The organism is Bacillus sp. RE35 (assembly GCF_052146655.1).
GTDB classification, from domain to species: Bacteria; Bacillota; Bacilli; order Bacillales; family Bacillaceae_G; genus Bacillus_A; species Bacillus_A cereus.
Window position 1 is genome coordinate 2,182,152 of the sequence record NZ_CP197377.1, and the last position, 12,098, is coordinate 2,194,249.

The following is a 12,098-nucleotide window of genomic DNA, read 5'->3' on the forward strand; positions in this document are numbered from 1 at the left end:
CTACATAATAAAGGGGTAGTAAAGAATGCCTAACAGTCAAAAGATTCGTCATTCGTTATCATCTGCGCAGTCTGGTATGTGGTTTGCGCAACAATTAGATCCGCTTAATCCAATTTATAATACTGGGGAATATGTAGAAATAAACGGAAATATTCATCAAGACATTTTTGAATTAGCTGTACGTAAAGTTGTAATGGAAACAGAAGCACTTCATGTTCGCTTCGAAGAGGATGAAATTGGCCCATGGCAAGTTATTGAAGAATCACAGTTTCATATGCATTTTATTGACGTTCGTAAAGAAGAAAATCCTGAAGAAGCTGCTAAAGTATGGATGAAAAATGATTTATCTATGCCAGTCAATTTGAAAAAAGATACTTTATTTAATGAAGCACTTATTCAAGTCGAAAATAATCGTTTCTTTTGGTATCAGCGCATCCATCACATTGTGATGGATGGCTATGGATTTTCACTTCTTAGCCAAAAAGTAGCGAATGAGTATACATCACTTATAGAAGAAACAAACAAGAATGAAAAGCCATTTGGTTCTCTTGCAAAAGTTGTGCAAGAAGATATTGAGTATCGTGAGTCTAAACAATTTCAGGAAGATCGTACTTTTTGGTTAGAAAAGTATGCAGATGGACCAGAAGTTGTAAGTTTGGCAGAACGAGCACCGAGAACATCAAATGGATTTTCACGAGAAACAGCTTATTTATCTAGTTCTAGCACGAAAACTTTACTAGAAGATATCAATATTTCGTTAACAAGTTGGCCGGAATTCATTGTCGCTGTAACAAGTATTTATATGCATAAATTAACAGGTGAAAATGATATTGTTTTAGGTTTACCGATGATGGGACGTCTAGGTTCTGTATCTATTCATACACCAAGTATGGTAATGAATTTAGTTCCAATTCGTATTACAGTAACTCCAAATATAACTCTTGCAGAATTATTGCAGCAAGTTTCTAAAGAAATCCGAGATGTACGTCGCCATTATAAATACCGTCATGAGGAATTAAGAAGAGATTTAAAGTTACTAGGTGAAAATCAAAGGTTGTTTGGACCGTTAGTGAATGTTATGCCTTTTGATTACGGGCTAAATTTTGCTGGAAATCGTGGTATTACGCATAACTTATCAGCAGGACCTGTCGATGATTTATCAATAAATGTATATAAACGTTTTGATCAAAATGAGCTAATGATTCATTTTGATGCAAATCCCGAAGTATATAATGACGCGGAGCTAGCATTGCATAAAGAAAGATTTATGAATCTATTTGAATTAGTAATAAATAATTGTGAGAAAAACGAGTCGATTGGAAAAATAAACATTACTCTGCCTGAAGAAAATCATAAAGTTTTATTGGAATGGAATGAAACAAAGGAAGGCGATGAATTAATCAGTCTGCCTATATCATTTGAAAAACAAGTGCAAAAAAATCCCAATAAAATAGCGATTACTTGTGACGGTGTAAACCTTACGTATAAAGAGCTAAATGAACGAGCGAATGAACTAGCACATTATTTAGTAGAAGAAGGAATACAACCAAACCAGTTTGTAGCTTTAGTATTCCCTAGATCAATAGAAATGGTAGTTAGTATGCTAGCAGTCTTAAAGGCTGGTGCAGCGTATTTACCAATAGATCCAGAATACCCAGCAGAAAGAGTTAATTATATAGTAAATGATGCAAAACCAGTTTGTATCATAACACATTCATCTGTTTCATCTAAGTTAGTTATAGAAAATGATATGAAAAAAATTGTATTAGATGAAGAAGAAATGAAACTAGCGTTACATACATATTCTCGTATGAATATAGCATGTAAGAATGATGTATCACTGTTAAACACAGCCTATACAATATATACTTCAGGCTCAACAGGAAACCCAAAAGGTGTAATTGTTCCTATGAGAGGTTTAAGTAACTTTTTAATGGCTATGCAACAAAAGTTTTCATTAAATGAAAATGATCATTTATTAGCAGTTACAACGTTTGCATTTGATATTTCTGCACTAGAAATTTATTTACCTCTTATTAGTGGTGCAAGTTTAACAATTGCACAAAAAGAAGACATACAAGAGCCTTCTGCATTAACGACACTTTTACATGAAGAAAGAGTGACCATTATGCAGGCTACACCGACGCTTTGGCAGGCGTTAGTAACTGATTATTCAGAAAAGCTACAAGGGCTAAACATACTAGTTGGTGGTGAAGCTCTTCCAGCGCATTTAGCAAATAAATTAAAAGAATTAGGTTGTTCAATAACTAATTTATATGGACCAACTGAAACGACGATTTGGTCTACTTTCATGAACATTGATGAAGGTGAAAAGGGTATACCAACTATTGGAAAGCCAATTTGCAATACAGAAGTGTATGTATTGGATGCAGGGCTACAACCAGTGCCACCTGGAGTTATTGGTGAATTATATATTGCAGGGGAAGGACTTGCAAGCGGATATTTAGGAAAACCTGAGTTAACAGCTGAACGGTTTGTTGCAAATCCTTATGGAGAATCAGGGAAGCGCATGTACCGTACAGGAGATCTTGTGAAATGGCGTAGTGATGGTGCGTTAGAGTACATTAGTCGCGCAGATCATCAAATTAAAATTCGTGGATTCCGAATTGAATTAGCTGAAATTGAAACGGTATTACAACGACATGAAAATATTCAACAAGCGGTAGTAATGGTACGAGAAGATCGTCCAAATGATAAACGCATCATTGCGTATATTGTTGCAGAAGAAAAGGAACCGATTAATCTTTCAGAAATTCGTTCTTATGTTTCAGAAAGTTTAGCGAATTATATGATACCATCGGCATTTGTTGTGCTAGAAGAATTACCATTAACGCCAAATGGTAAGGTTGACAGAAAGAAATTACCTGCTCCTGATTTTAATGGAATGAACAATGAGAGAGTTGCTAGAAATCCGAAAGAAGAAATATTATGTGATTTATTTGCAGAAGTACTTGGTGTTTCTCGAATTAGCATTGATGATAATTTCTTTGAAATGGGTGGACATTCACTTCTCGCATCTCGTTTAATGGCAAGAATTCGTGAAACGTTAAGTGTGGAATTAGGAATCGGGAAACTATTTGAATCACCAACTGTTGCCGAACTGGCGAAACAATTAAACCATGCAAAAAGCGCAAGACCAGCTATTCAGAAAGCAAGTAGGCCAAATGAAGTTCCACTTTCATTTGCACAGCGCAGGTTATGGTTCTTAAATTGTTTAGAAGGTCCAAGTCCTACTTATAATATTCCGCTAGTCATTCGTATGAATGGAATATTGAATCGGGAAGCATTACAAGGTGCTTTTTATGATGTAGTTGAGAAACATGAAACACTTAGAACAATTTTCCCTAACGTATTAGGTAGTTCCTATCAGAAAATTTTAGATATGGAAAATTTAAATCTAGAAATGGTTATAACTAATACATGTAAAGATGAATTAGAAAGTGTACTTTCAGAGGCGGTAAGATATAGCTTTAACCTCGATTTTGAGCCGGCAGTTCGTTTGCAACTTTTTGCAGTGAGTGAAAATGAACATGTATTATTAATTCTATTACATCATATTGTAGGTGATGGCTGGTCATTACAGCCGTTAACGAGAGATTTTACAGCGGCGTATAAAGCGCGATGTCAAGGTGACAGAGTTCAGCTGGAGTCACTTCCAGTTCAATACGCAGATTATGCACTTTGGCAACAGCAATTGCTAGGTGATGAAACGACACAAGAGAGTCTTATTTCAGCACAATTAGATTTTTGGAAAGAAGAACTTAAAGGTTTACCAGACCAAATGGAGTTACCTACAGATTTCCAGCGTCCAATTGAGACGAGTTACCGCGGGGAAACAATTCATTTTCATATAGATGAAGGTATGCATAGTAGGTTAGTAGAGCTTGCACGTAAAAATGGAGTTAGTTTGTTTATGGTATTGCAAGCAGGGCTTAGTGCACTATTTACAAGATTAGGTGCAGGCACTGATATACCAATTGGAAGTCCGATTGCTGGAAGAAATGATGATGTACTTTCAGATATTGTTGGTTTATTTGTAAATACATTAGTGTTACGTACAAATACTTCAGGAGATCCAAGTTTTAAAGAATTATTAAATAGAGTGAAGCAGGTAAATCTTGCAGCTTATGAAAATCAAGATGTTCCATTTGAAAGACTTGTTGAAGTATTAAATCCAGTACGTACTCGAAACAGCCACCCGTTGTTTCAAGTTATGTTAGCTTTTCAAAATACACCAGAAGCAACGTTTCATGTACCAGATTTAGAAGCGAGCCTTGAAATTCAAAGCGTCGGTTCTGCAAAATTTGATTTAACATTTGAAATTAGTGAGAGTAACGGGGGTGACGGTACTCCGAACGGTTTACATGGATTACTAGAGTTTAGTACCGATTTATATAAACGTGAAACGGTTCAAAAACTAATAGAACGATTCATTTTGTTATTAGATGATGCAACTACAAATCCAGATCAATCCATTGGCAGATTAGAAATATTAACTTTAGCAGAGAAAAATACAGTGTTAGAAAAGTGGAATGGTGGTTTTCAAATTGCACCAGAAATGACATTGCCACAATTGTTTGAAAAGCAGGCTCATATAAATCCAAATTCTATTGCTGTTGTCTTTGAAGATAAGAAATTAACTTATGAAGAGTTAAATAGAAAAGCAAATAAAATAGCTCGATTCCTAATAGCAAAAGGGATTGGTCCTGATCAACTCGTTGCTTTAGCGATGCCAAGATCATTAAACATGGTTGTAAGCTTATTAGCTGTTCTTAAAGCTGGTGCTGGATACCTTCCGTTAGATCCAGATTACCCAGCAGACCGTATTTCATTTATGCTACACGATGCGAAACCATCATGTGTTTTAACGAATTCAGAAGTGGAAATTGAATGTAATGAGGCACTAAAAGTTTTAGTTGATGATGTGAAAGTAATAGCAGAGGTTGAGAAATATAGTGAAGACAATATTGATGAAGTGGAACGAATTAAGCCATTATCTCCATCACATATTGCTTACGTTATTTATACGTCAGGGTCAACGGGCAGACCGAAAGGCGTTATGATACCTCATCAAAATGTAGTGAGACTTTTAGGAGCAACTGATCATTGGTTCCAGTTTGACGGAAACGATGTTTGGACGATGTTCCATTCATATGCTTTTGATTTCTCGGTTTGGGAAATTTGGGGACCTTTATTATACGGAGGGCGTTTAGTTGTAGTCCCACATACTGTAAGTCGCTCGCCGAAAGAATTTTTACAGCTTCTTGTTAAAGAAAAGGTTACGGTTTTAAACCAAACTCCATCAGCGTTCTACCAATTGATGCAAGCAGATCGTGAAAATGAAGAGATTGGCCAAAAATTATCTTTACGATATGTTGTTTTTGGAGGAGAAGCACTTGAGCTAAGTCGCTTAGAAGATTGGTATAGTCGACATCCTCATAACGCACCAAAGCTTATTAATATGTATGGTATTACAGAGACGACAGTACATGTTAGTTATATTGAATTAGATGAAACTATCGTCTCTTTACGGGCAAATAGTTTAATTGGGTGCAGTATACCTGACCTTAAAGTGTATGTGTTAGACAACTATTTACAACCAGTCCCACCTGGAGTAGTTGGAGAAATGTATGTTGCAGGTGCAGGACTTGCGCGTGGATATTTAGGAAGAGCAGGATTAACGGCTGAACGCTTTATCGCAGATCCATTTGGCAAGCCAGGTACAAGAATGTATCGTACAGGAGACTTAGCTCGCTGGCGTAATGATGGGACGCTAGATTATATAGGACGTGCAGATCATCAAATCAAAATTCGTGGATTCCGAATTGAATTAGGAGAAATAGAAGCAGTCATAATGAAGCACCCTAAAGCTGAGCAAGTAGCCGTTATTGTACGTGAAGATCAACCAGGGGATAAACGGTTAGTTTCTTATATCGTTGCATCAAATAATGAAGCAATTGATACGAATGAAATGCGTCAGTTTGCTAGTGGTAGTTTACCAGATTATATGGTTCCATACGCTTTTGTAGTAGTAAATGAGTTACCTTTAACTCCAAACGGTAAATTAGATAGAAAGGCATTGCCAGCTCCAGCATTTATCGCATCATCTTCTAGTCGTGGTCCAAGAACACCGCAAGAAGAAATGTTATGTGACTTGTTTACAGAAGTGCTAAGTGTACCTCAAATTGGAATTGATGACGGATTCTTTGATCTTGGTGGTCATTCACTCCTTGCAGTGCAGCTTATGAGCCGCATGAAAGAGGCGCTTGGAGTGGAACTAAACATTGGTACTTTATTTGCAGCACCGACTGTTGCAGGGTTAGCTGAAAGACTTGAGATGGGGAATGGTCAAAGTGCACTTGATGTGTTGCTTCCATTACGAGCAAGCGGGGATCAATTACCACTATTTTGTGTACATCCAGCAGGTGGATTAAGTTGGTGCTATGCAGGACTTATGAAATCTTTAGGAACAGATTATCCAATTTATGGTGTGCAAGCACGTGGTATTGCTAAAAATGAAGAACTTCCAAAAAGTTTAGAGGAGATGGCGGCGGATTACTTGAAACACGTTCGTGAAGTACAGCCTCATGGACCATATCGTTTATTAGGTTGGTCGCTTGGAGGAAATGTTGTGCATGCAATGGCGGCGCAATTACAAAATGAAGGGGAAGAAGTAGAATTACTCGTTATGCTTGACTCTTATCCTGGACACTTCTTACCGAATACGGAAGCGCCTACTGAAGAGGAAGCGTTAATCGCATTACTTGCTTTAGGCGGATATGACCCAGATAACATGGATGGTAAACCACTTACAATGGAAAGTGTAGTTGAAATCCTTCGTAAAGATGGAAGTGCATTAGCAAGTCTTGAAGAAGAGACTATATTGAACTTGAAAGAAACATATGTAAATTCAGTAGGGTTGTTAGGGAAATATGTACCGAAAGTTTATAACGGAGATATCCTGTTCTTTAGATCTACTGTTATACCAGACTGGTTTGATCCTATTTCTCCAAATACGTGGCTAAATTATTTAGACGGGCAAATTGTGCAGCACGATATTGATTGTAGACATAAAGATCTATGTCAGCCAGGTCCGCTTACGGAAATTGGACAAGTATTAGCGAAATATTTGCAGAATAAGAAAGGGGTAAGTAGAGTATGACGAATCCATTTGAAAATGATAATTACACATATAAAGTATTAATAAATGAGGAGGGCCAGTATTCTCTCTGGCCTGCTTTTCTCGATGTACCTATTGGCTGGAATATCGTATATGAAGAAGCTAGTAGGCAGAGCTGCTTAGAATATGTTGAATATAACTGGAAAGATTTGAATCCAAAAAGTAATCAAGTTCGCGAAAAAACATTAGCAGGAAAACGATAATGAAAGAAAAACTAAATCCAAAAGTAGTTGTAAGTATCGTTTATATAACTGCGATGTTTATGGCTGCGATGGACGCAACGATTGTAAATGTAGCACTGCAAACGATAAGTAGAGAACTACAAGTACCTGCATCTGCAATGGGGACGGTTAATGTTGGGTATTTAGTTAGTTTAGCTGTTTTCCTTCCGATTTCTGGTTGGTTAGGAGATAGATTTGGTACGAAAAGAGTATTTTTAATTGCTCTTTTCGTATTTACAATTGCCTCTGCTTTATGCGGAATGGCTAACGATATTACTTCATTGAATATTTTCCGTATTATTCAAGGTGCTGGTGGAGGGCTTTTAACACCAGTTGGAATGGCAATGTTATTTCGAACATTTTCACCAGAGGAAAGACCGAAGATTTCTCGGTTCATTATACTTCCAATTGCTGTAGCACCAGCAATTGGTCCTATCATCGGTGGTTTCTTTGTAGATCAAATGTCTTGGCGTTGGGCATTTTATATTAATCTACCGTTTGGAATCGTTGCATTGCTATTTGGACTTCTATTTTTAGCAGAGCATGTTGAAAAATCAGCTGGTCGCTTTGATTCGCTCGGCTTTATTTTATCAGCACCAGGATTTGCGATGCTCATATATGCGCTCAGCCAGGGACCATCAAAAGGGTGGATTTCTCCAGAAATTATGAGTACTGGGATAGCTGGGGGTGTATTCATTACATTGTTTATAATCGTAGAACTGAAAGTAAAGCAACCGATGTTAGATTTACGTTTATTAAAAGAACCAGTGTTTAGAAAGATGAGTCTTATATCATTATTTTCATCAGCTGGTTTACTAGGAATGTTATTTGTTTTTCCACTTATGTATCAAAATGTGATAGGAGTTTCCGCGCTGGAATCAGGACTTACGACATTTCCAGAGGCGATTGGATTAATGATTTCTTCACAAATTGTGCCATGGTCATATAAAAAATTAGGAGCGCGAAAGGTAATTTCTATTGGATTAATTTGTACCGTGGTTATCTTTGTTTTATTAAGTTTTGTAAATCACGATACGAATCCGTGGCAAATCCGCGCATTATTGTTTGGTATAGGTATTTTCTTAGGTCAATCTGTCGGTGCGGTTCAATTTTCTGCCTTTAACAATATCACGCCGCCTTCTATGGGGAGAGCTACTACTATATTCAATGTGCAAAATCGATTAGGTTCAGCAATAGGAGTAGCTGTTTTAGCTAGTATACTAGCTGGTTTTGGAAGTAATAACGCTCAATCCGATTTTTTACCATATCAAGCAGCATTAATTGGATCAGCAATATTTTTGCTCATAGCACTACTATTTTCTTTACGTATTTCCGATAAAGAGGTAATGTCAAAGAAGAAAGAAAAAACATTATCTGTATCAGAAAAAGAGAAAGTACTTGTCAATGAATAACAATATACGCATGCTTTCTTATGAAAATTGATATTCGTTGAATAAAGGAGAGTTTACATGATAGAAAGTAAAGTTGTAGATTCTATTCCAACTTTGAATGAGAATGATTGTCAAATATGGTGGGCAAGAATTTCGGATTTACAATCATGGCATTACAATTTACTAAATGATATAGAGCGAGAGAAAGCAAATTCGTATCATCATTCGGCAGATCGAGCTCGTTTTATAATAGGTTGCGTAATAAGTAGATTAGTTCTCGGTAAGATACTTTCTATGTCACCAGTCCAAGTACCAATTGATCGAATGTGCTCAGTATGTAAAGTGCAGCATGGAAGACCACAATTACCAGAAGGTATGCCGCAATTATCCGTTTCGCATTCAGGTGAGTGGGTTGTCGTTGCTTTTACAAAATCTGCACCTGTTGGCATAGATGTAGAACAAATGAATCCAAATGTAGATGTTATGAAAATGGCAGAAGGTGTATTAACAGACATTGAAATAGCGCAAGTTATGAAACTGCCAAATGAACAGAAAATAGAAGGATTTTTAACATATTGGACTCGAAAAGAAGCGGTGCTGAAAGCGACAGGTGAAGGACTAATGATTCCGCCAGTACATATTACAGTATCAGCTCCAAATGATCCTCCAAACTTGTTGGTTTTTAAGGATAGACAAGAGTTATTAAATAATACAATGATGGAAGATGTAAAGCCTAGTTTAGATTATAGGGCCTCTGTTGCAATATTCAGTAAGGAAGTAACTGAAATTACGCAATTAGATGCGGCAGCACTTTTAAATCTTAAATAAAAAAATTATAGAAGAGGTGTTCCTCATGTTAGTAGCGGAAAATAGAAAGAATGAATTCACTTATAACGTACAAGCAATTAAAAATATTTTATTTTCTGGAGATACATCATCCATTCATGCTTTAGAAAAGCTTTTAAATGATACAGTTCAGTTTGATGTTCTTGAACAAGAGGCACTTGGTAGACAGTACATTCCGAAAGAAGCAAAGAATTTCTTTGATAAAGATGGAACATTTCTTTACCGTGTATCTAATGTTAGTTATAAAGGCAAGGTGTTATCTGAAAATCTAATTTTTGCAGACACTTCGTTTTTACCGGACGCAATAAAGAGTGAATTAGAGAGTGGAAATATTCCTGTTGAAAAGCTTATAGAAAAGATGGAAGTAAGAAGAAATGTATTATATGAAGGATATCAGCCATCTGGAAATATTATCGAATTGTTTGATGGATGTTCTGTTACAGCGAATGTGTATCCAACTAGAAAGTATCAAATTGTAAGTAAATGCAAATGTGTATTTTATATTTGTGAAGTGTATCATGCAGAGAATATAAAGCAATTGCTTAAATAAAAACAAGAAACCAGCCTATAAAATGGCTGGTTTCTTGTTTATTTAACAGCTTCTTTTAATTCTTTACCTGCTTTAAATGCAGGAACTTTACCAGCGGCGATTTGAATTTCTTCGCCAGTTTGCGGATTACGTCCTGTACGAGCAGATCTTTCGCGCACTTCAAAAGTTCCAAAACCGATTAGTTGAACTTTATCTCCAGATTGTAATGCATTAGCAATTGTGTCAAATACGGATTGTACAGCTGCAGAAGCGTCCTTTTGAGAAATATCAGCTGATTGAGCTACGTTTTTAATTAATTCTGTTTTGTTCATGTTTTCACCTCATAAAAAAATTTTTGGAATGAATGTTTTAGTATAATAGATAGTAAAGATAAAGCTATCACTATGATTAGATAGAATACTATATAATTATGTTAATTTCGTTGCAAGAGACTGAATCCCTTCTATTATTTAGGGATTAATTAAGAATCGATGCATATAAAAAGCTTTAGTATGAGGATGAGGGGGAGTATATGAATGATTTTTCGTGAAAAAAATGAAAAGGAAAGTATATTAATTCGTCAACATGACCATGGTTTTTTAGCTGGAGAGATTGCAAAACATATAAAAGAAGACTTTTTTGAAAGTAAAACATATTTAAAAGAAACAGTTGATGCAATATATGAGCATGACAGAGGATGGATAGAGCTTGATAAAGTACCAATTTTGAATGATGCTAAAAATATTCCATATACATTTATGGATTGTCCAAGCCCATTACGTTTTGTTTTTTATACGATTGGTTTGAATGAAATTGAGAATTCTAATCCATACGGGGCATTGCTTTGTAGTAAACATTTTTTATCATTTCCACTAAACGAGGAAGATGAAGAGATGATGTCATTTTATAAACATGAATTAGAACGACAAAAAAGAATCTTGAAAACGTTAACAAAAGAACAGTTTGCGATGTTCGATAAACATTATAAATTATTAAAGTTTTGTGATGAAATTTCTTTATACGTATGTATGAATAAGCCTGGTGTCAAAAAGAAAGATGAAATTGATTTATTTAAAGATGGTTTTGAAGGAACAGAAATGTTTAATAGTGAAGAGGAGAAACTTATTCAAGCTGAATGGGTGGACGAGGAAACAATTCGGATTACACCATTTCCATTTCAAACGGAATTTTATACGTATGTAAAATATAAAACGATAAATAAGCATGAAATGAAAGAAAAAGGGATTGCAAAGGCTGATAGAGAATCAGAAATGAAGAAACAAACCATTCGTTTCATACAATAAGGAGGTAATATAAATTGAAAGATTATATATTAAAACAGTGTGATTATCATGCTTGGGCCAATACAAGATTATTCAATCGATTAAAAGAGTTACCAAACTATGAGACGATTTTTAATGAGCAGATACAGAGTGTATTCCCATCCATTAAGGATACTTTTGTGCATATTTATATTACAGATCAAGTGTGGTTACATATATTGCATGGTAAAAGTATGAATGAAGCAATACAAGACCGAGAAGATTTACGAAAACAAATTGAAACTAAATCGTTACATGAATTAGAAAAAATGTTTGAAAACATGGCAAATCAATATAAAGATTTTTTAATTACAATACAAGATGTGAATGCTGTATTTGTTATTGAGAATCCATATGTAGGGAAATTAGAAACTTCGATTTTAGAATTAGTGCAACATGTCGTAAATCATGGTACATATCATAGAGGAAATATAACAGCGATGATCCGTCAACTTGGTCATTCGTCGACAATGATGGATTTTGTACTGTATTTACATATGGTTAAAAAGCAGGGAGAGTAATATAGTTTGTAAGAAGGAGAGGCTTTAATTATAGAAGTCTCTCCTTCTATTTTATTCCGCATTCATG

8 protein-coding genes are annotated in these 12,098 nt (G+C 35.6%); 7 read left to right on the forward strand and 1 reads right to left on the reverse strand.

All coding sequences use genetic code 11. The features are described 5' to 3' along the window. Positions 1-25: 25 nt before the first annotated feature. Genes ACTL4X_RS11380 through ACTL4X_RS11400 form a run of 5 tightly spaced genes read left to right on the forward strand, consistent with a single transcriptional unit; the run spans position 26 to position 10,209 of the window. Complete coding sequence (locus tag ACTL4X_RS11380) at positions 26-7,183, forward strand: amino acid adenylation domain-containing protein (protein WP_441395034.1); 7,158 nt, start codon at positions 26-28, stop codon at positions 7,181-7,183. Further along, complete coding sequence (locus ACTL4X_RS11385) at positions 7,180-7,404, forward strand: MbtH family protein (RefSeq protein WP_000184055.1); 225 nt, start codon at positions 7,180-7,182, stop codon at positions 7,402-7,404. The genes ACTL4X_RS11380 and ACTL4X_RS11385 overlap by 4 nt, the downstream gene beginning before the upstream one ends. Further along, the gene (locus ACTL4X_RS11390) at positions 7,404-8,834 is read left to right on the forward strand and encodes an MDR family MFS transporter (protein WP_000660191.1); all 1,431 of its coding nucleotides are present in this window, start codon (positions 7,404-7,406) and stop codon (positions 8,832-8,834) included. Before ACTL4X_RS11385 ends, ACTL4X_RS11390 begins: the two co-directional genes overlap by 1 nt. 57 nt (positions 8,835-8,891) lie before the next feature. Beyond that, the gene (gene sfp / locus ACTL4X_RS11395) at positions 8,892-9,641 is read left to right on the forward strand and encodes a 4'-phosphopantetheinyl transferase Sfp (protein WP_000573004.1); all 750 of its coding nucleotides are present in this window, start codon (positions 8,892-8,894) and stop codon (positions 9,639-9,641) included. A 25-nt stretch (positions 9,642-9,666) separates the two neighbouring features. Then, positions 9,667-10,209, forward strand: a complete 543-nt coding sequence (locus ACTL4X_RS11400; protein WP_000959125.1) for a hypothetical protein — start codon at positions 9,667-9,669, stop codon at positions 10,207-10,209. A gap of 38 nt (positions 10,210-10,247) precedes the next feature. On the opposite strand, the gene ACTL4X_RS11405 is transcribed toward ACTL4X_RS11400, so the two are convergent. Beyond that, positions 10,248-10,520 carry an HU family DNA-binding protein gene (locus tag ACTL4X_RS11405; RefSeq protein ID WP_001043905.1) on the reverse strand — a complete coding sequence of 91 codons (273 nt, stop codon included), beginning with the start codon at positions 10,518-10,520 and terminating at the stop codon, positions 10,248-10,250. A gap of 204 nt (positions 10,521-10,724) precedes the next feature. Between ACTL4X_RS11405 and ACTL4X_RS11410 the strand changes: the two genes are divergently transcribed. Next, positions 10,725-11,492: a DUF3891 family protein gene (locus ACTL4X_RS11410; protein WP_000577295.1), complete on the forward strand. Its 768-nt coding sequence runs from the start codon at positions 10,725-10,727 to the stop codon at positions 11,490-11,492. Between the two features lie 14 nt (positions 11,493-11,506). Beyond that, a complete protein-coding gene (locus ACTL4X_RS11415; protein WP_000656267.1) occupies positions 11,507-12,031 on the forward strand; it encodes a DinB family protein in 525 nt (174 codons plus the stop codon). Positions 12,032-12,098: the final 67 nt, after the last annotated feature.

What these genes read in the sequence shown, in the direction of transcription:
- ACTL4X_RS11380 (WP_441395034.1), top strand. Translation starts at nt 26, where the DNA reads ATGCCTAACAGTCAAAAGATTCGTCATTCGTTATCATCTGCGCAGTCT.
- ACTL4X_RS11385 (WP_000184055.1), top strand. Translation starts at nt 7,180, where the DNA reads ATGACGAATCCATTTGAAAATGATAATTACACATATAAAGTATTAATA.
- ACTL4X_RS11390 (WP_000660191.1), top strand. Translation starts at nt 7,404, where the DNA reads ATGAAAGAAAAACTAAATCCAAAAGTAGTTGTAAGTATCGTTTATATA.
- sfp (WP_000573004.1), top strand. Translation starts at nt 8,892, where the DNA reads ATGATAGAAAGTAAAGTTGTAGATTCTATTCCAACTTTGAATGAGAAT.
- ACTL4X_RS11400 (WP_000959125.1), top strand. Translation starts at nt 9,667, where the DNA reads ATGTTAGTAGCGGAAAATAGAAAGAATGAATTCACTTATAACGTACAA.
- ACTL4X_RS11405 (WP_001043905.1), bottom strand. Translation starts at nt 10,520, where the DNA reads ATGAACAAAACAGAATTAATTAAAAACGTAGCTCAATCAGCTGATATT.
- ACTL4X_RS11410 (WP_000577295.1), top strand. Translation starts at nt 10,725, where the DNA reads ATGATTTTTCGTGAAAAAAATGAAAAGGAAAGTATATTAATTCGTCAA.